At 71.3% G+C, this 17,422-nt stretch carries 21 protein-coding genes; 6 read left to right on the top strand and 15 right to left on the bottom strand.

Annotated elements, in window-relative coordinates:
• Nucleotides 1-9: 9 nt before the first annotated feature.
• Complete coding sequence (locus LL648_RS14215) at nucleotides 10-897, bottom strand: LLM class F420-dependent oxidoreductase (RefSeq protein WP_232663106.1); 888 nt, start codon at nucleotides 895-897, stop codon at nucleotides 10-12.
• A gap of 79 nt (nucleotides 898-976) precedes the next feature.
• Between LL648_RS14215 and LL648_RS14210 the strand changes: the two genes are divergently transcribed.
• A complete protein-coding gene (locus tag LL648_RS14210) occupies nucleotides 977-1,855 on the top strand; it encodes a LysR family transcriptional regulator (RefSeq protein ID WP_232663105.1) in 879 nt (292 codons plus the stop codon).
• A 65-nt stretch (nucleotides 1,856-1,920) separates the two neighbouring features.
• On the opposite strand, the gene LL648_RS14205 is transcribed toward LL648_RS14210, so the two are convergent.
• The 3 genes from LL648_RS14205 to LL648_RS14195 all read right to left on the bottom strand — a co-directional run bounded on the left by LL648_RS14205 (nucleotide 1,921) and on the right by LL648_RS14195 (nucleotide 3,393).
• A complete protein-coding gene (locus LL648_RS14205) occupies nucleotides 1,921-2,130 on the bottom strand; it encodes a hypothetical protein (protein WP_232662987.1) in 210 nt (69 codons plus the stop codon).
• Nucleotides 2,131-2,238: 108 nt separating this feature from the next.
• A complete protein-coding gene (locus LL648_RS14200; protein WP_308190320.1) occupies nucleotides 2,239-3,120 on the bottom strand; it encodes a sulfite exporter TauE/SafE family protein in 882 nt (293 codons plus the stop codon).
• A gap of 126 nt (nucleotides 3,121-3,246) precedes the next feature.
• On the bottom strand, nucleotides 3,247-3,393 hold the full coding sequence (locus LL648_RS14195) for a hypothetical protein (protein ID WP_232662985.1): 147 nt from the start codon (nucleotides 3,391-3,393) through the stop codon (nucleotides 3,247-3,249).
• Nucleotides 3,394-3,571: 178 nt separating this feature from the next.
• Here LL648_RS14195 and LL648_RS14190 point away from each other — a divergent pair, with 178 nt between their 5' ends.
• Genes LL648_RS14190 through LL648_RS14175 form a run of 4 tightly spaced genes read left to right on the top strand, consistent with a single transcriptional unit; the run spans nucleotide 3,572 to nucleotide 5,863 of the window.
• Complete coding sequence (locus LL648_RS14190) at nucleotides 3,572-4,213, top strand: RNA polymerase sigma factor (protein ID WP_232662984.1); 642 nt, start codon at nucleotides 3,572-3,574, stop codon at nucleotides 4,211-4,213.
• A gap of 5 nt (nucleotides 4,214-4,218) precedes the next feature.
• Entirely contained in the window at nucleotides 4,219-4,455 is a 237-nt protein-coding gene (locus tag LL648_RS14185; protein ID WP_232663104.1) for an anti-sigma factor family protein, read from the top strand.
• Nucleotides 4,456-4,487: 32 nt separating this feature from the next.
• Nucleotides 4,488-5,711 (top strand): MFS transporter, encoded by a 1,224-nt coding sequence (locus LL648_RS14180; protein ID WP_232662983.1) that lies wholly within the window; start codon nucleotides 4,488-4,490, stop codon nucleotides 5,709-5,711.
• Nucleotides 5,708-5,863 (top strand): anti-sigma factor family protein, encoded by a 156-nt coding sequence (locus LL648_RS14175; RefSeq protein WP_232662982.1) that lies wholly within the window; start codon nucleotides 5,708-5,710, stop codon nucleotides 5,861-5,863. Before LL648_RS14180 ends, LL648_RS14175 begins: the two co-directional genes overlap by 4 nt.
• A gap of 119 nt (nucleotides 5,864-5,982) precedes the next feature.
• Here the strand turns inward: LL648_RS14175 and LL648_RS14170 are convergent, their stop codons facing one another.
• From LL648_RS14170 to LL648_RS14155, 4 genes are read right to left on the bottom strand one after another with little or no spacing between them, the layout of a single operon-like run.
• Nucleotides 5,983-7,266: an ABC transporter substrate-binding protein gene (locus LL648_RS14170; RefSeq protein ID WP_232662981.1), complete on the bottom strand. Its 1,284-nt coding sequence runs from the start codon at nucleotides 7,264-7,266 to the stop codon at nucleotides 5,983-5,985.
• 25 nt (nucleotides 7,267-7,291) lie between these two features.
• Entirely contained in the window at nucleotides 7,292-8,116 is an 825-nt protein-coding gene (locus LL648_RS14165) for a carbohydrate ABC transporter permease (RefSeq protein ID WP_232662980.1), read from the bottom strand.
• On the bottom strand, nucleotides 8,106-9,005 hold the full coding sequence (locus tag LL648_RS14160; protein ID WP_232662979.1) for a carbohydrate ABC transporter permease: 900 nt from the start codon (nucleotides 9,003-9,005) through the stop codon (nucleotides 8,106-8,108). Before LL648_RS14160 ends, LL648_RS14165 begins: the two co-directional genes overlap by 11 nt.
• Before the next feature lie 17 nt (nucleotides 9,006-9,022).
• Nucleotides 9,023-10,033, bottom strand: a complete 1,011-nt coding sequence (locus LL648_RS14155; RefSeq protein ID WP_232662978.1) for a hypothetical protein — start codon at nucleotides 10,031-10,033, stop codon at nucleotides 9,023-9,025.
• Nucleotides 10,034-10,216: 183 nt separating this feature from the next.
• Between LL648_RS14155 and LL648_RS14150 the strand changes: the two genes are divergently transcribed.
• Nucleotides 10,217-11,272, top strand: a complete 1,056-nt coding sequence (locus LL648_RS14150) for a LacI family DNA-binding transcriptional regulator (RefSeq protein WP_232662977.1) — start codon at nucleotides 10,217-10,219, stop codon at nucleotides 11,270-11,272.
• Between the two features lie 6 nt (nucleotides 11,273-11,278).
• Here the strand turns inward: LL648_RS14150 and LL648_RS14145 are convergent, their stop codons facing one another.
• The 7 genes from LL648_RS14145 to LL648_RS14115 form a co-directional block, all read right to left on the bottom strand.
• A complete protein-coding gene (locus LL648_RS14145; protein ID WP_232662976.1) occupies nucleotides 11,279-11,710 on the bottom strand; it encodes a DUF4189 domain-containing protein in 432 nt (143 codons plus the stop codon).
• A gap of 150 nt (nucleotides 11,711-11,860) precedes the next feature.
• Nucleotides 11,861-12,634, bottom strand: a complete 774-nt coding sequence (locus LL648_RS14140) for a sirohydrochlorin chelatase (RefSeq protein WP_232662975.1) — start codon at nucleotides 12,632-12,634, stop codon at nucleotides 11,861-11,863.
• Complete coding sequence (locus tag LL648_RS14135; RefSeq protein WP_232662974.1) at nucleotides 12,634-13,902, bottom strand: sulfate adenylyltransferase subunit 1; 1,269 nt, start codon at nucleotides 13,900-13,902, stop codon at nucleotides 12,634-12,636. Before LL648_RS14135 ends, LL648_RS14140 begins: the two co-directional genes overlap by 1 nt.
• The gene (gene cysD, locus LL648_RS14130) at nucleotides 13,902-14,810 is read right to left on the bottom strand and encodes a sulfate adenylyltransferase subunit CysD (RefSeq protein WP_232662973.1); all 909 of its coding nucleotides are present in this window, start codon (nucleotides 14,808-14,810) and stop codon (nucleotides 13,902-13,904) included. Before cysD ends, LL648_RS14135 begins: the two co-directional genes overlap by 1 nt.
• Entirely contained in the window at nucleotides 14,807-15,511 is a 705-nt protein-coding gene (locus tag LL648_RS14125; RefSeq protein ID WP_232662972.1) for a phosphoadenylyl-sulfate reductase, read from the bottom strand. Before LL648_RS14125 ends, cysD begins: the two co-directional genes overlap by 4 nt.
• On the bottom strand, nucleotides 15,508-15,678 hold the full coding sequence (locus LL648_RS14120; protein ID WP_232662971.1) for an Insertion element protein: 171 nt from the start codon (nucleotides 15,676-15,678) through the stop codon (nucleotides 15,508-15,510). Before LL648_RS14120 ends, LL648_RS14125 begins: the two co-directional genes overlap by 4 nt.
• Entirely contained in the window at nucleotides 15,675-17,351 is a 1,677-nt protein-coding gene (locus LL648_RS14115) for a nitrite/sulfite reductase (protein WP_232662970.1), read from the bottom strand. The genes LL648_RS14120 and LL648_RS14115 overlap by 4 nt, the downstream gene beginning before the upstream one ends.
• Nucleotides 17,352-17,422: the final 71 nt, after the last annotated feature.

Raw genomic sequence — 17,422 nt, 5'->3', positions numbered from 1 at the left:
TTCCTGCCCTCACAGGGCCTGAAAGTGGCTTTCCTGCCCTTGCGTGCGGAACGCACGCTTTGCGTCGAGCATCCCGGGGCTGTTCGCCTCGACGAACTGGAGCAGGCGGTCCGGCGCCATGTTCGGCGGCGCGGCGACGATCAGGCGCTGCGCCCCGGCGGCCGCGTACTCCGCGACGGTCGCCGGGTCGAGCTTGCGGTCGGGTGTCGCGGAGATGTGGACCGGACGCTCCCGTCCGATCCGGGCCGCAGCCGCCCGCAGGGCGCCCACCTGCTCAGCGACGGCTTCCGGGGAGAGCCGGAACCCGTACCAGCCATCGGCGTCCCGTGCGGTTCGCCGGTGCGCGGCCCCGCTCTCGCCACCCACCACGAGCGGGACGGGCCGCTGCACCGGTCGGGGCCGCGCCGCGACGCCCTCGAACGCGACGGTCGTGCCGGCGAACGCGACCGGCCCGTCCGCCGTCCAGAGCGCGCGCATCGCAGCGACGAACTCGTCGGTGCGCGCGCCGCGTTCGTCGAGCGGGACGCCGATCGCACGCAGCTCCGGCTCGAGGTAGCCGGCGCCGACGCCGAGCAGCACCCGGCCGCCGGAGAGCACGTCGAGGCTCGCCACCTGCTTGGCCAGCACCAGCGGGTTGCGCTGCGGCAGCACGATCACGCCGGTGCCGAGCCGGATCGTGGTCGTGCGCGCGGCCAGGTGGGCCAGCACCACCAGCGGGTCGAGGATCGGATCGTCGGGTTCCATAGGGGAGGGGGCGACCCGCGGGCTCGGCACGACGACGTGCTCGGGCGCCCACAAGGAGTCGTATCCCAGCTGTTCGGCCATGACGGCGACCTCGGCCGCCAGCGCCGGGTCGGTCGCGAGGTGTTCGTTGTGCAGGAAGAATCCGATCGTCATGCTGCTCACGCCGCTACGGTAGGTCCGCTTCAGGTATGCGAGTAGCGATGATTCGGAAGGGCAGCCATTCCCGGTGAACATGGATCTGGTCGACCTGCGATTGCTAGTCGCGGTTGCCGAGGGCGGCTCGTTCACGGCGGCGGCGCAGCGCCTTCGCTACACGCAGTCGGCGGTCTCGCGGCGGGTGGCGGCGCTCGAACGGGCGGCGGAGGTCGCGCTCTTCCACCGCGACGCCCGCGGGGTGCGGCTAACCGCGGCCGGGGAGGTGCTGAACCGTCACGCACGCACCGTGCTGCGGGCGGTCGAGGACGCCGAGGCGGCGGTCGACGCCGTCCGCGCCGGCGCCGCGGGCCCGGTCCGGATCGGCTCCGTGCCCACCGGCAACGCCGCGCTCGTGCCGCGCGCGCTGGCCCGCCTCGAGCAGCGCAATCCCGATGTCGAGCTGCGGTTCCGCGAGGGTGGCAGCGTCGACCTCGCCGAGGCCGTTGTCGCAGGCGACCTCGACCTCGCGGTCGTCTTCGCCTCCCCGCTCGACAGGCGCCTCCCCGCCGACGTGATCGTGCTGGCGAGCGACCCGCTGATGGTTGCGATGCCACGCGGGCACCGGCTCAGCGCGGCGGCGTCCGTCGGGCTCGCGGACCTGGCCGGTGAGCGGTGGGTGCAAGGCGCCCCCGACGTCGCAGACGAGCTGTTCGCCGCGGCTGACCCGGCGCCGGAGTGCGTGTTCCGGGTGCGTGAGTGGACCGCCAAGCAGGGCTTCGTCGCGGCCGGGCTCGGCTTGACGGTCGTCCCCTCGCTGGCGGCGGAGGGCGTGCGGCCCGACGTCGTGCTGCGCCCGCTGCGCGGGGCGGGCTCGGCGCGCCGGGTGGCCGCGGTGCTGCCGCGCACCCCGGCGCCTGCGGCGCGCAAGCTGCTGACCCTGCTGCGTGAGGTGGCCGCGGAACTGGCCCCACGATGACCGTCGACAACGACGTTCTGGCTGTTTGTTAGCGCTCACAACAGCCAGAACGTCGTCGTCGACGCTTAGTGCAGCGGCGGGTGCCGGTGCAGCGCGGTGCGCGTCAGCGCCAGTTCGTGCGCCACTTCCGCGGCGATGAGCTCCGCGTGAAGCTCCACGTGCTCGGTGTGCAGCGCGAGCGTGCGGTGCCGGCGGACCAGGTCGTCGAGCGAGGTCAGCAGCCGGTCGGCGATGTGCTTGCGGACGTCGTTGCGGGTCGGTGCAGGGGTGGACATGGCTCTCCTGTCAGGTGGACCGGGGATGGGCGGTCCACCTGACAGAGTGCGCTCGCGGTGTGGCAGTGGTCGCGGTCGCGCCGCCGGGTGAGCATGGCTCGCAGGCGCTCAGGCGCCGACTTCGACGGGCTCTTCCGCGACGGGAGCGGCTTCCTTCGTGGTCTTGCGCAGCTTCGACACCGCGATGGCGATCGCCGCCGCCCAGGCCCCGACCACGACCAGGTACACCGTGGTGCTCCCCCAGCCGGTGATGTCCAGCGCGCGCAGGATCGTGCGGGTGTTGGTGAGGATGATGATGCCGCCGACCGCGGTGCCGAGCACCGGCGCGGGGATCTTCGTGACCAGCCACGCCGCGAGCGGGGCGGCGAGCACGCCGCCGAGCAGGAGCCCGCCGATCGTCCACGGGTCGAGCACCGTGGTGCCGAGCCCGATCAGGAAGCCGACGCTCGCGGCCAGCGCGACGAGGAACTCGGACGTGTCCACCGAGCCGATGACGGTGCGCGGCGCGGTGCGGCCCGCCGTGAGCAGCGCCGGGGTGGCGACCGGTCCCCAACCGCCGCCGCCAGAGGCGTCGACGAAGCCGGCGATCAGCCCGAGCGGCGAGAGGAACTTGGAGCGGTGCGGCGAGACGCGCGCGGTCGAGACCCGCGGCGGCCGGATCGAGAAGCGCAGCAGGATGTAGACGCCCAGCGCCAGCAGCACGCCCGACATGTACGGGGCGGCGTCCTCCGTCGACAGTGCGGAGAGCACGGTCGCGCCGAGGAACGCGCCGACCGCGCCCGGCACGCCGAGGCGCAGCACGAGCTTCCAGTCGACGTTGCCGAACCGCCAGTGCGAGGCGCCCGCGGCCAGCGTGGTGCCGACCTCGGCGAGGTGCACCGACGCGCTCGCTGCCGCGGGGTTCACCCCGGCCAGCAGCAGCAGCGAGGTCGACGTGACGCCGTACGCCATGCCGAGCGCGCCGTCGACGAGCTGGGCGCCAAAGCCCACGAGGGCAAAGATGATCAAGGTACGCATGGGGGTGTGACTCCGAGGGGAGGCGGGACGAGCTGGTGGTGGTCACGGCTGAGGAGCCGTGCGCGGCCGCAGATCAGTGCAGGCGGGGAACAGCGGTGATCAGCGACAGAGCTCGTCGAACGCGTGGCCGCGCCGGGACGGCCAGAACCTCTCGAGGCCGGTGAAGAGGAAGCACTCCATCGACGCGGAATCGGCGTGCCGCAGGGCGGCACGGCCGGGCTGCGGGCGCAGCGGCGTCGAGGTCACCACACCATCGTGCGTTCCCGCAGGCCGAAGGACAATACGGTGTCCGTGCTCCGGGACGGCGCTGAAATGTCCGGACTTCTGATCGTCGCCTGGTCACAGCGCATACTCACGCCGGACCCGTGACGAGGGTCTCCTGGATTGCGGGGAAATGTCGGCGATGCGTGGCACCATCTCCGCCATGTCCGAGCTGCCCGCCGACGACGTGCTGGTCGCGGGCCTGCGCGCGGGCGAGGAGACGGTGTTCGCGCTGCTGCTCGACGCGTGGTCGGGCGGCATGCTCAGGCTCGCGCGGGCGTTCGTCTCGACACCCGATTCCGCGGCCGAGGTCGTGCAGGACGCGTGGCTCGCCGTCATCGAAGGCGTCGAGAAGTTCGAGGGCCGCTCTTCGCTGAAGACGTGGGTCTACCGGATCCTGGTCAACACGGCCAAGCGGCGGCGCGATCGCGAGAGCCGCAGCATCCCGTGGAGCAGCCTGACCCCCGACGAGGAGGGTCCCGCGCTCGATCCCGCCCGGTTCCAGGGTCCGGGCGAGCCGTACCCGGGGCACTGGCGCGAGCTTCCGACGCCGTGGCCGTCGCCGGAGCAGAGCACGCTCGCGGCCGAGTCGATGGCGCAGATCGCGAACGCCGTGGGGCGCCTGCCCGAGCGGCAGCGGGTGGTGATCGTGCTGCGCGACGTCGAGGGGCACACCGCGGAGGAGGTGTGCTCGATACTGGGCATCAGCGCCGGGAACCAGCGGGTGCTGCTGCATCGGGCGCGGGTGTTCGTCAGGGACGAGCTCGCGCAGTTCTACGCCGCGGAAGGGAGGGTCGCGCCGTGAGCGACATGGATTGTGTCGAGCTGGCCGAGCTCGTCACCGCGTTCCTCGAGGACGCGCTCGACACCACGACCGAGCAGCGGGTCGTCGAGCACCTCTCGCTGTGCGACGGCTGCACGACCTACGTCGCGCAGTTCCGGTCGACCGTCGAGCGGCTCGGCCACCTGCCGGCCGACGACGTCGCCGAGCTGCCCGAACCGAGCCGTGCGGCGTTGCTGGCAGCGTTCCGGAAGAAAGGCGTGTAACGCCCGGCGGGGTTCGTGTCACTGCATCCTGCATGACCACACTTTCACCGCCGGCGGTGAACCTGCACCGTCGACTGGGCCGCCGACTGCTGCCGCTGCACATCGGGGTCGCGCTGCAGGGCTTCATGCTCTGGGCGCCCGTCGAGAAGCTGTTCATGAGCGAGATCGGCTTCGACCCCACGGCCGTCGGGCTCGCGGCCGCCGCGTACGCCGCGGTCGTGCCGATATTGGAAGTGCCCTCCGGGATCCTCGCCGACCGGTGGAGCCGACGCGGCGTGCTCGTGGTGGCGAGCACGATGCTCGCGGCGTGCGCGTTGGTCGGCGGGCTGAGCCACGACGTGCTGAGCTACGCGTTCTGCGCGATGTTCCTCGGCGTCTACTTCGCGATGTACTCAGGGACGCTGGACGCGATGGTCTACGACACCGTCCTGGAGGAGACCGGCGGCAGCGACGGGTTCGAGCGCCGGATCGGCGCCGTGCGGGCGATCGAGAGCGCGGCGCTGGTGGCGAGCTCGCTCGCGGGCGGCTGGGTGGCGAGCCTGCTCTCGCCCCGGACCACGTACTTCCTGACCATCCCGCTCGCGCTGCTGTCCGTCGTCGCCTACCTGCGGTTCCGCGAGCCGCGCCTGCACCGGTCGGACGAGCGCACCCCGCTGCGCAAGCACGTGGCGACGACGCTGCGCGTGCTGACCCGAACCCGATCGCTCGCCCCGGTGATCGTGCTGGCCGTGCTCAGCGCGGTGCTGATGCAGTCGATCTTCGAGTTCGGGCCGCTGTGGCTCGTCGCGATCGCCGCCCCGGCCGTGCTGTTCGGCCCGTACTGGGCCGCGCTGATGACCACGCTCGGCCTCGGCGGCCTGCTCGCCGGGCGGGTCGACCTCGACCGGCCCGCCGTGCTCGGGGTCGTGACGGGCCTGCTCGCGCTGGGCAGCGTCACCCTGACCGTCGCGACCCACGTCGTCGTGATCACGCTCGCGCAGGTGCTGCTCGGCCTGCTGCTGATGGCGCTCGCGGTGCACGTCAGCCTGCTCGTGCACAACGCCGTCCCGTCGACGGTGCGGGCGGGCGTCGCCTCCGGCGTCAGCTCGCTGACGTGGCTGGTGTTCCTCCCGTTCTCGGTGGTGTTCGGCGTCGTCAGCACCGCGTTCGGCGTGCACACCGCGGGCTGGCTGCTCACCGGCGTCGCGCTTCTGGTGGGCGCGTTGCTGGCGGCGACGGCCCTGCGGCGGTCCGCCCCGGCGGCCGCGGTCGCATGACCTGCGCCGAGTTCGCCGAGCTGGTCACCGAGCACCTCGAAGGCACGCTCGACGACCGGGAGTTCGTCCTGCACCTCACGGAGTGCCCCGGCTGCCCCGAGTACCTCGACCAGCTCGTCCGCACGATCGAGCTCCTGCGGGTTTCGTGGTGACCCTCGGCGTCCGGGGAGGGCAGGAAAGCCACTTTCCTGCCCTCACAGGGCCTGAAAGTGGCTTTCCTGCCCACGCGTGCGGAACGCACGCATCCCGCGCGCGGCTGGATGTGCCGGCGTCAGCGCCGGGTCGCGGCCCGCGACTCGTCGATGAGCCGTTGTGCGGCCTCCGCGGGCGTGGCCCGGCCGAACAGCACGTCCGACGTCTGGCGCTTGAGGATCTCCTCCAGGTTGCCGCCGCCGACGGGGGCACGCGGGACGAAGTCGCGGGCCTCCGGCGAGATCTCCTCGATGAACGCGACCGACTCCGCGCTCGCCGGGTCGAGCTGCGCGCGCACGGCGTCGCGGACCGCGGAGTTGGTGGGCACACCCCGGTCGCCGAGCAGGAGCTTGCCGGCCTCGGGGCTGTTGACCAGGTAGTTGACGAGCTTCTTCGCCGCCGCCTCGTGCTCGGTGCGCGCCGGCACGATCCAGTACATCGACGAGCGCACCTCCATCTTCGCGTCGGCCGCCTTGCCGGTCCGGCTGGGGAAGCGCAGCAGCTCCAGGTCCTCGCCCGCGGCCTTGACCAGCGACGAGAACTGGCTCGTGTCGGCGTAGGCCAGCGCGTATCGGCCTGTCGCGATGCCCGACTGCTCCAGCGGCGCGCTCAGCTCCTCGGTGATCAGCTCGGGCGTCGGCAGCCCGCCCTCCGCGCTCATGTCCTTCAGCAGCTGGAAGTAGCCGGTCGAGTCCGGCGCCTCGTAGCCGATCTGCCCGTCCTTCGTCCACAGGGTCTTGCCCTGCTGGCTGAGCCAGACGGACAGGCCGTTGCTGGAGATCCCGAAGGCCTGCGAGCCGAAGACGCCCTCCTTGCCGGTCCTGCGGGTGATCTCCTGCGCGATCCGCCGGTAGTCCGCCCAGGTCCACGTCGTGTCGTCGGGCATCGGCACGCCCGCTTCGACGAACAGGCGCGGGTTGGCCACCATCACGTGCGAGCCGATGCCGGCCGGGATGCCGGCCTGGCCGCGTTCGGTCTTCACGATCTGGACGAGCCGCGGGTCGATCTTCGACGTGTCGATCGACGCGAGGTCGAGCAGGGCGCCGCGGCCCGCGAACTCCAGCACCTTGTCCGGGGTCAACTGGATGACGTCGGGGGCGTCGTTCGCGGCGAACTGCGTCGCGAGCTTGTCGAAGTAGCCGTCGAACGTCGTGGGCTCGACCTGCACGGCGACGCCCGGGTTCGCCGCCTCGAACGCCCGCACGGCCGCCGTGGTCACCTTCGCCCGCTGGTCGGCGCCCCACCACATGAACCGGATCGCGGCCGGCGCGTTCGGGTCAGGGGCCGCGCCGCCGCTCCCGGCGATCGCGAGCAGTGCCGCCGCCAGCACCCCCGTCATCAGCACCGTCAGAGCCTTGCGCATGTCCGGACCTCCTTGTGCGGAACGGCTACTTGATGCCGGTCGTCGCGATCCCCTTGACGAGGAACCGCTGGCCGAGCAGGAAGGCGAGGAAGACCGGCGCGAGCGTCACGATCGACATCGCGAAAAGCGATCCCCACGAGGTGCTGCCGGTCGAGTCGACGAACGCCCGCAGCGCCACCGGCACCGTGAACATGTCGGGTGCGGTCAGGTAGATCAGTGCCGTGAAGAAGTCGTTCCACGACCAGATGAACGTGAAGATCGCCGTCGTCGCGAGCGCCGGCGTCATCAGCGGCAGGATGATCGCGAGGAAGATCCGCGGGTGCCCGGCGCCGTCGATGCGGGCGGCCTCGTCGAGCTCCCGCGGGATGCCGCGGATGAACTGCACCATCAGGAAGACGAAGAACGAGTCGGTCGCGAGCAGCTTCGGCACGATCAGCGGCCAGAACGTGTTCACCCATCCGAACTGGGAGAACAGGATGTACTGCGGCACGACGACCACGTGGAACGGCAACATGATCGTCAACAGCATGATGCCGAAGAGCGCCTTGCGGCCGCGGAACTCCAGCCGCGCGAACGCGTAGGCCGCCATCGAGCAGGAGACCAGGTTGCCGATGATCGCGCCGAGCGCGACCACCGCCGAGTTGGCGAGGTAGACGCTGAACGGGCGGGTCAGCGCCGACCAGCCCTCCCGGTAGTTGACGGTGTCGAGGCTCGTCAGCCACAACCCCGGCTGCCGGAAGATCAGGTCGTCGGGCCGGAACGAGCTGACGACCATCCAGAGCAGCGGGTAGATCATGATCAGGCAGGCCACGATCAGGACGGCGTGCCGCACGAGGCTGCTAGCTCTCATGGAACACCCAGTAGCGCGAGGCGATGAAGTTCACCGCGGTGAAGATCGTGATGATCAGGAGCAGCAGCCAGGCCATCGCCGAGGCGTAACCCATGTCCAGCTCGCCGAACCCGCGCTGGTAGAGCAGCAGGGTGAAGAACATCGTCGAGTCCGACGGACCCCCCGATCCGCCGGAGACGATGAACGCCTGCGTGAACGCCTGGAACGAGCCGATGATCTGCAGGATCAGGTTGAAGAAGATGATCGGGCTGAGCATCGGCAGCGTGATCCGCCGGAACCGCTGCAACGGGCCGGCGCCGTCGACCGTCGCCGCCTCGTAGTACATCTCCGGGATCTGCCGCAGCCCGGCCAGAAAGATGATCATCGGTGCGCCGAACGTCCAGACGTGCAGCAGGATGATGCTCGACAGCGCCGTGCGCGGGTCGGAGATCCAGCCGGGGCCGGCGATCCCGACCAGCGCGAGCACGTCGTTCACCAGCCCGGTGCTGCCGAAGATCTGCTTCCACAGCACCGCGATCGCCACCGAGCCGCCCAGGAGCGACGGCAGGTAGAAGACCGAGCGGTAGAACGCGAGGCCGCGCATCCCGCGGTTGAGCACCACCGCGACCGCCAGCGCCACGGCGAGCTGCAACGGGACACCGACCAGCACGTAGGTGAACGTGACGCGCAGCGAGTTGTGCAGCCGCTCGTCGGTCAGCAGCCGCTCGACGTTGTCCAGACCGACCCAGTTCGGTGGGGCGAGCATCGAGTAATCGGTGAACGAGAGGTAGAGCGACATCGCCATCGGGCCGATCGTGATCACGACCAGCCCGACGAACCACGGCAGCAGGAAGACGTACGCCGCGCGATCGTCGCGCTTGCGCACTCGCGAGGTCGTCGTCCGAGCCATGACCTGCTCTCCCGGTCTCAGATGAACGGCCGTCGGTCGAGGACGTGCCGCAGCGGTCGTGGCGTGTGGAAGGAGCCGGGCACGGCCTGCTGCAGCTCCGCCACCGTGCAGACCGTGCCGAGCAGGCCGTGCACCGTGCGGAAGTAGTTGTCCTGGTTGCGGTGGCCCTCGTCGTTGACGCGCTCGGCCACCCGGTCGGCGACCTCGCTCAGCGCGGCGGCCACCTCGTCGCGCCGGTGCGCCGTCTGCCGCGCCGCCCTGTTGATCACGAAGACCCAGTCGACCTCGGGATACCCGACGTGCTCCAGCGCGATCGGGAACGGGTTCTCGTGGAAGAGCGTGAGCGAGGTGTCGATCACCGCGTCCGGATGGGGGAGCGGGCGGTGGAAGTAGACGTAGTTGAAGAAGTAGTGGAACGAGCCCGCGAGGTTCGCGAAGAGCCCCCGGCGCACCTCCAGCGGGAGCATGAAGCCCTTGCGCAGGAAGCCGGTCTTCGGGTCTGTCTCGGCGTCGAGCCACGTGAAGTAGCGGTCGAACCACTCGGGCGGCGCCTCGCCCGTCATGGCCAGTGCCGCTGCGCTGCCGGCGCCGTCCCACGAGGAGAACCACGGGTCGTCGAACCAGGCCAGGCCGTCGAGGAAGTGCTCGATCGCACCCTCGTCGAGCAACGGGTGCAGGAACTTCAGCGGGTGCAGCGGCTTGGCGTCGAACAGGTCCAGCGCGCCGAGCACCTGCGCCGTCGTGTGGTACTCGGTGTGCGTGCGGTGGCGGAAGGCGCCGGTCAGCGGGTCCTGGTGGGCCTGGATCTCCGCGACCCACTGGTCGCGCTCCGCGCCGGACGTCGGCAGCAGACCGAGGCTGTAGGCGATGTTCGCGGCGTCTGCGCAGCCATAGACGTCCGGCGCCGTGGCGTCGTAAACGGCGTCGAGCGAGTTGCGGTAGCGGCCGGGGCTGCCGAGCGAGAACCCATCGAGGCGGCGGACGACGTCCTCGACGAACGGGGTCAGATCATGCCGGTATCCGGACATCGTGCTCCTGGGTGCGACGGGTCTCGTGCCCGGCGAACGGTACGACCGGGAGGGGATTTCTTGCAACTTCATCTGCAAGCTTGCAGCCTTCTGAGCTGTGCTGATGCTTCGTTCAGACCGCAGGGCGGTGATTTCTGCTGGCCGACTTGACGAATTCTTGCAACGCCGGGTTACTCTCGACGCATGGATGTCTCACCCCGCGGGCGGGGCCGTGCCGGCCAGCCCGGCCTCGCCGAGATCGCCCGGCTCGCGGGCGTCAGCGAGGCCACCGTCAGCCGGGTGCTGCACCACAAGGCGGGCGTCGCCGAGCGGACCAGGCTGCGGGTGCGGGAGGCGTTGCGAGCGCTCGGCCGGCCGGAGCGGGTGCAGGACGGGATGGTGCTGATCCTCTCGCCCGGGTTGGACAACCCGTTCTTCGCCAGGATGTGCGACTCGTTGCAGGACGAGCTGCTGCGCTACGGCATGCACCCCGTCGTCTGCACGTCGCGGGCGGGCAACACGCTCGAACGGCACCAGATCGAGTACTTCGCCGAGGCCGGGGTCTCGGCCGTGGTGTTCCTCTCGTCGCCGAACATATTGCGCACCACCCAACGCGAGAACCGGATCGTGCTGATCAAGCGGCACATCCCGATCGTGTCGCTCAACGGCGGCTTCCAGGAGCTGCCCAGCCCGGTGTTCTCCACCGACCACGCCGAGTCGGCCGAGATGTCCGTCGCGCACCTGTGGGAGCTCGGGCACCGCCGGATCGGGTTCGTCGCGGGTCCGGAGGGCATCCGCGCGTCCGACCGCAGGCTCGCAGGCTACGAGCGGGCGCTCGTCCGGCGCGGGGTGCCCGCCGCCGAGCTGGTCGTCGCGCGCAGCGACTACTCCAGCGAGGGCGGCCGCACAGCGGCGCTCGACCTGCTGGACCGCGCGCCCGAGGTCACCGCCGTCGTCGCGGCCAACGACCAGATCGCGTTCGGGGTGGTCGACGCCGTGCGCGAGCGGGGTGGGCAGGTGCCGGCCGACGTCTCGGTGATCGGCTACGACGACTCGCCGTTCCTCGACCGCAGCGACCCGCCGCTCACTTCCGTGCGCCAGCCGACGGAGGAGCTTTCGCAGAAGGTGGCGCTGACGGTCATGCAGATGCTCGGCGGGCAGGACGTCGAACCGGTCGAGGTGCTGGTCAGGCCCGAGCTGAAGCTGCGCCGCTCGACCGGTCTCTCGCGGACCCTGCTACCGGCGTTGCCGAACGCCTGACACGCCTCAGCGGGTGGTGCACACCCAGCCGATCACCCTGGCGCCACTGCCGGGGGCGCCGGAGATGGCCTGCTGCTTCGCGCCCTCGATGGTCGTCGCATAGCCCCAGCCCCACGCGCGGTTCGTGGCCTGCGCGACGGCCGCGCAGCCGTTGCGGACCTGCACGACCGTCTCGCAGTCGCCGGCGTTGCACTTGTTGACGGCGGTCGAGGAGGCGCTGGAGGCGTTGGTGTGGTCCCACGCGTAGCCGACGTTGCCGGTGCGCACCGAGATCGCGATCGCGCCCCAGTAGGCGCCGGTCGAGCCAGTGGGCACGGCGCTGGCCGTGAGGTCTCCCGGGGTCACGGCGGCGGCCGGCCCGGCCGAGAGGACGATCGCCGCGCCGGCGAGCACGGACGCGACGGCGGATCGGGTGGCGAGGCGACGGGTCGTGCTCACGGCGGGCTCCTTCAGGAGTGGGTGGACGGTCTCGACGGGGATGACCACCACCCACCACGTCCGGTTGGGCCCGGGCACAAAAACTTCCCCACCGTTTTGCCAACCTGCAGACCCTGGAGGCCGTGCAGGTTGGCAAAACGGTGGGGAACTTCAGCCTGCAGCTCGCGCGGGGGAGCCGGCAGTGTCGATTCGGGCGGTGTCGATTCGGGCGGCTGTGTAGCGGTCGACGACGAGCGCGGCGAGGTCCGGGTGCGGGCCCAGCGCCGCGGCGATCAGGGCGTCGGGGGCCGCCGCGCGTGCCGAGCGCTCGACGCGGTCGGGCAGCAGCCCGGGCGCGAGGATCCACTGCGCCACCGCGATCCGCTCCGCCCCGCCGGCGCGCAGCTGCTCGACGGCGGCGGGCACGGTCGGCTCGACGGTCGTCGCGAACGCCGCGATCCCGCCCGACCAGCCGTAACGACGGGCCCACCGAGCCGCGACGCGCGTGACGGCCCGGTTCGCCGCGACGTCCGACGAGCCGATCGCCGCGAGTACGACACCGAGCCCCGGGTCGTGCAGCGGGCCGGTGACGGCGGTGAGCCGGTCGAGCGCCGCCGCCTCGACGCGCGGGTCGCCGCCGAGGACGTCGGCGGTCGCGATCCGCAGCTGCGGGTGGCGGCTCGCGGCCCGGTGCACCTCGCCGGGCACGTCGACCCTGGCGTGGAACGCGTTGCCGAGCAGCAGCGGCACCACGACGGCCGAGCGGTGCCCGTCGGCGGCGACGCCGGCGAGCACGTCGGGCAGCCGCGGCGCGGACAGGTCGAGGAAGCTGAGCCGCACGTCCAGGTCGGGACGCTGCCGGCGCACCTCGTCGACCAGCGCCGCGACGGTCGCGGCCGACCGCGGGTCGCGGCTGCCGTGCGCAACCGCCACGAGCGCCGTCACTACGGCGCCAGTGTGAGCGGGTGGCCCACCATGCCGGCGGCGAGCGTGTTGCCGGTCGGCGGGTCGATGATCAGGAAACAGCCGGTGGCCCGGTCGTCGGCGTAGTCGTCGACGGGCAGCGGGTCGGCCGTGCGCAGCGACACCTTCGCGATGTCGTTGATCCCGAGCTGCCCCGGCGCGTCGGTGTAGGTGATCGTGTCGGTGTCGAGCCGGTCGCCCAGCGCGCCGACGATCACCTGCGTGGTCCGCGTGCCGTGCTTGAGCAGCAGTCGCGCCCCGGGACGCAGCGGCTTGTCCGAGAGCCAGCACAGCGTCGCGTCGATCTCGGTGCCGACCCGCGGCGGCGCCGCGGCCGAGGCCAGCACGTCGCCACGGGAGATGTCGATGTCGTCGGCGAGCAGCACCGTCACGCTGCGGCCTGCGCCGGCCGATGCGAGCGACCCGTCGGCCGTCTCCACCGCGGAGACCGTGGTCCGGGCGCCACCGGGCAGCACGACCACCTCGTCGCCGGGCGCGACCGTGCCGGCCGCGACCTGACCCGCGTAGCCGCGGTAGTCGCGGCTGTGCTCGCGGATCACGTACTGCACCGGCATCCGGAACGGCGCGCCCGCCTCCGGCCCGGTGACCGGCACCGACTCCAGGTGGCCCAGCAGCGTCGGCCCCTCGTACCAGGGTGTGTTCGCCGAGCGCTCGACGACGTTGTCGCCGACCAGCGCCGAGACCGGGATCGTCACGACGGCCTCGTCGGCGAACCCGAGCGAGCGGGCCAGCCCGGAGAAGTCCTTCGCGATCGCGGTGAGCACGGCCTCGTCGTAGCCGACCAGGTCGATCTTGTTGATCGCCAGCACCAGCCGCGGCACCCGCAGCAGCGCGAGCACGGCGGCGTGGCGGCGGGTCTGCTCGACAACCCCGTGCCGGGCGTCGACCAGCAGCACCGCGAGCTCCGCCGTGGACGCCCCGGTGACGGTGTTGCGCGTGTACTGGACGTGCCCAGGGGTGTCGGCGAGCACGAACTCGCGCGTCGGCGTGGAGAAGTACCGGTAGGCGACGTCGATCGTGATGCCCTGCTCGCGCTCGGCGCGCAGTCCGTCGACCAGCAGCGACAGGTCCGGCGTCGTCAGCCCCTTGTCGACCGACGCGCGCTGCACGGCCTCGATCTGGTCGGCGAGCACCGACTTCGTGTCGTAGAGCAGCCGCCCGACCAGCGTCGACTTGCCGTCGTCGACGGAGCCCGCGGTGGCGAAGCGGAGCAGATCCTTGGTGCTCACTAGAAGTACCCCTCGCGCTTGCGGTCTTCCATCGCCGCCTCGGAGAGGCGGTCGTCGGCCCGGGTGGCGCCGCGTTCGGTCAGCCGCGATGCCGTGACCTCGGCGATGATCTCGTCGAGAGTCGTCGCCGTGGACTCGACGGCGCCGGTGCAGGACCCGTCGCCGACGGTGCGGTAGCGCACCGACCTGAGCTCCAGCGTCTCCGCGCCGCGCGGGCCGCCCCACGGACCTTCGGCCAGCCACATCCCGTCGCGGCGGAACACCTCGCGCTGGTGCGCGTAGTAGATCGACGGCAGCTCGATCCCTTCGCGCTGGATGTAGCGCCAGACGTCCAGCTCGGTCCAATTGGAGATCGGGAACACCCGCACGTGCTCGCCGGGTGCGTGCCGCCCGTTGTAGAGGTTCCACAGCTCCGGGCGCTGGCTGCGCGGGTCCCACCGGCCGAACGCGTCGCGCAGGCTGATGATCCGCTCCTTGGCCCGCGCGCGTTCCTCGTCGCGGCGCCCGCCGCCGAACACGGCGTCGAACCTGTGCTCGACGATCGAGTCGAGCAGCGGGGTGGTCTGCAGCGGGTTGCGCGTGCCGTCGGGGCGCTCGACGAGCCGCCCGTCGTCGATCCAGTCCTGCACGTGCGCGACCTCGAGCCGCAGCCCGAGCCGTTCGACCAGCCGGTCGCGGAAGTCGATGACCTCCGGGTAGTTGTGGCCGGTGTCGACGTGCAGCAGCGCGAACGGCACCGGTGCCGGCGCGAACGCCTTGACCGCGAGGTGCACGAGCAGCGTCGAGTCCTTGCCGCCGGAGAAGAGGATCACCGGGCGGTCGAACTCGCCCGCGACCTCGCGGAAGATGTGGATCGCCTCCGACTCCAGGGAGTCGAGGGCATCGAGGGTGTCGATCGCGGGAGTCATTGGACGTGCAACCCACATTCGATCTTGCCGGTGCCGGCCCAGCGGCCCGACCGCGGATCGGCGCCCGGCGCCGGCTTCGCAGTGCAGGGCGCGCAGCCGATGGACGGGTAGCCCTCGGCGACCAGCGGGTTCACCAGGACGTTGTGCTCGGTGATGTACTCCTGCATCCGCTCGTCGCTCCACGCGGCGATCGGGTTGACCTTGACGAGGTCGAACTTCTCGTCATACGTGATCAAAGGGGTGTTCGCCCTGGTCGGGGCCTCGACGCGGCGCACGCCCGTGACCCAGGCGTCGTACTCGGCCAGCGTCTTCGTCAGCGGCGCGACCTTGCGCAGCGCGCAGCAGCGGTTCGGGTCGCTGGCGAAGAGGTCCTTGCCGAGCAGGCTGTCCTGCTCCGCGACCGTCTGCTCCGGGAGGGCGTTGACCAGCCGGATGTCGTAGACGTGCTCGACGGCGTCGCGGGTGCCGATCGTCTCGGCGAAGTGGTAGCCGGTCTCCAGGAACAGCACGTCGACGCCGGGCACGACCTTCGCGGCTAGGTCGACGAGCACGGCGTCCTGCATGTTCGAGGCGACGATCAGCTTGTCGAACGTCTCGGCCGTCCACCGGAGCACCTGCTCCGCGGTGGCGTCGGGCCCGAGCTGCGCGGCACCGCTCTCGGCGAGCGCACGCAGGTCGGTCTTCGTGATGGTGGTGCTCATGATCGTGACACCTCGGGAACTCCGATTCCGATCATCTTGAGGGCGAACGTGCGCAGGCAGGACGCGCAGTACCAGGCGCCGTGCGGCACCTTCTCGGTCTGCTCGGCGGGACGCAGGTCCTCGTCGCCGCAGTACGGGCAGTAGAACGGAACGGCCCGCTCACTCATTTCAAGTCTTCCTCGGCGGCCCGTTGCACCCATTGCGCGAAGCGCTCGTCCGGCTCGCGCTGCAGGATGAACCGCCGCACGACCCGGTCGACGTAGTCGCCCAGCTCGTCGCTGGTGACCTTCAGCCCGCGCAGCTTGCGGCCGAACCCGGCGTCGAGCCCGAGCCCGCCACCCAGGTGCACCTGGAAGCCCTCGACCTGGTTGCCCTCGGCGTCGGTGACGATCTGGCCCTTCAGCCCGATGTCGGCGACCTGCGTGCGCGCGCAGGCGTTGGGGCAGCCGTTGAGGTGGATCGTGATCGGCGCGTCGGGCGTGAGGTCGGCCAGCCGCTTCTCCAGCTCCTCGACCAGCCGGATCGCGCGTTCCTTCGTCTCGACGATCGCGAGCTTGCAGAACTCGATGCCCGTGCAGGCCATGGTGCCGCGCCGCCACACCGAGGGGTCGGCCTGCAGCCCGAGCGTGTTCAGCTCGGCCTTCAGCGCGTCGACCTTGCTGTCGGCGACGTCGAGCACGACGATCTTCTGCTGCGCGGTGAGGCGCACCCGCCCCGAACCCGCCCGCTCGACGGCGTCGGCGAGCGAGACCAGCGTGGTGCCGGAGACGCGGCCCGACGGCGGCGCGACGCCGATGTAGTTGCGGCCGTCGACCTGCTTGTGCACGCCGATGTGGTCGACCGGACGGTCGGGGGTCGCCGGCGCGGGACCGTCGGCGAGCTTGCGGCCGAGGTACTCCTCCTCCAGGACCCTGCGGAACTCGGCGGCGCCCCAGTCGGCGACCAGGAACTTGATCCGCGCGCGGTGGCGCAGCCTGCGGTACCCGTAGTCCCGGAAGATCGAGATGATGCCGGCCCACACGTCGGGCACGTCGTCGAGCGGGACCCACGTCCCGAGCCGCTGCGCGATCTTCGGGTTGGTGGACAGCCCCCCGCCGACCCACACGTCGAAGCCCGGCCCGTGCTCCGGGTGCACCGAGCCGATGAACGAGACGTCGTTGACCTCGTGGGCGATGTCCTGCTGCCACGAGATGGCCGTCTTGAACTTGCGCGGCAGGTTGGAGAACTCCTTGCTGCCGATGTAGCGGTCGAGGATCGTCCGGATCGCCGGCTCGGGGTCGAGCAGGTCCTCGGCCGCCACCCCCGCGACCGGCGAGCCGAGGATCACGCGCGGCGTGTCGCCGCAGGCCTCGGTCGTGAGCAGGCCGAGCCCCTCCAGCTTCGCCCAGATCGCCGGCATGTCCTCGATCTGGATCCAGTGGTACTGGATGTTCTGCCGGTCGGTGACGTCGGCGGTGTCGCGCGCGTACTGCTGGCTGATCTCACCGACGGCGCGCAGCTGCTCAGTGGTGAGCGCGCCACCGTCGATGCGGACGCGCAGCATGAAGTAGCGGTCGTCGAGCTCCTCGGGCTCCAGCGCGGCGGTGCGGCCGCCGTCGATGCCGGGACGGCGCTGCGTGTAGAGCCCCCACCAGCGCATCCGTCCGCGCAGGTCAGCCGGGTCGATCGAGTCGAACCCGCGCTTGGAGTAGATGTTCTCGATCCGCGCGCGGACGTTCAGCCCGTCGTCGTCCTTCTTGGTGCGCTCGTTCGGGTTGAGCGGCTCGCGGTGGCCGAGCTTCCACTGGCCTTCGCCGCGCTTGCGTTTGGGGGTGGTGGTCGTGGGCGTCGAGGGGGGCAAGGCGGTGCCTCCGGATCGCGGCCGCTGCGCGGCCGACCCCGGGCATGCGGGGCTGCGGCTGCGCCCGGCGC

It is taken from the genome of Pseudonocardia sp. TRM90224 (genome assembly GCF_021245725.1).
Lineage (GTDB): Bacteria > Actinomycetota > Actinomycetes > Mycobacteriales > Pseudonocardiaceae > Pseudonocardia.
Note: the sequence above shows the minus strand (reverse complement) of the source record. Positions and strands in the feature narration are given on the sequence as shown.

Coding starts and splice junctions, on each gene's coding strand:
- cysD (WP_232662973.1), bottom strand. CDS start 14,810: ATGACTCCCGCGATCGACACCCTCGATGCCCTCGACTCCCTGGAGTCG.
- LL648_RS14150 (WP_232662977.1), top strand. CDS start 10,217: ATGGATGTCTCACCCCGCGGGCGGGGCCGTGCCGGCCAGCCCGGCCTC.
- LL648_RS14180 (WP_232662983.1), top strand. CDS start 4,488: ATGACCACACTTTCACCGCCGGCGGTGAACCTGCACCGTCGACTGGGC.
- LL648_RS14215 (WP_232663106.1), bottom strand. CDS start 897: ATGACGATCGGATTCTTCCTGCACAACGAACACCTCGCGACCGACCCG.
- LL648_RS14175 (WP_232662982.1), top strand. CDS start 5,708: ATGACCTGCGCCGAGTTCGCCGAGCTGGTCACCGAGCACCTCGAAGGC.
- LL648_RS14160 (WP_232662979.1), bottom strand. CDS start 9,005: ATGGCTCGGACGACGACCTCGCGAGTGCGCAAGCGCGACGATCGCGCG.
- LL648_RS14165 (WP_232662980.1), bottom strand. CDS start 8,116: ATGAGAGCTAGCAGCCTCGTGCGGCACGCCGTCCTGATCGTGGCCTGC.
- LL648_RS14190 (WP_232662984.1), top strand. CDS start 3,572: ATGTCCGAGCTGCCCGCCGACGACGTGCTGGTCGCGGGCCTGCGCGCG.
- LL648_RS14185 (WP_232663104.1), top strand. CDS start 4,219: ATGGATTGTGTCGAGCTGGCCGAGCTCGTCACCGCGTTCCTCGAGGAC.
- LL648_RS14120 (WP_232662971.1), bottom strand. CDS start 15,678: ATGAGTGAGCGGGCCGTTCCGTTCTACTGCCCGTACTGCGGCGACGAG.
- LL648_RS14170 (WP_232662981.1), bottom strand. CDS start 7,266: ATGCGCAAGGCTCTGACGGTGCTGATGACGGGGGTGCTGGCGGCGGCA.
- LL648_RS14125 (WP_232662972.1), bottom strand. CDS start 15,511: ATGAGCACCACCATCACGAAGACCGACCTGCGTGCGCTCGCCGAGAGC.
- LL648_RS14210 (WP_232663105.1), top strand. CDS start 977: ATGGATCTGGTCGACCTGCGATTGCTAGTCGCGGTTGCCGAGGGCGGC.
- LL648_RS14205 (WP_232662987.1), bottom strand. CDS start 2,130: ATGTCCACCCCTGCACCGACCCGCAACGACGTCCGCAAGCACATCGCC.
- LL648_RS14155 (WP_232662978.1), bottom strand. CDS start 10,033: ATGTCCGGATACCGGCATGATCTGACCCCGTTCGTCGAGGACGTCGTC.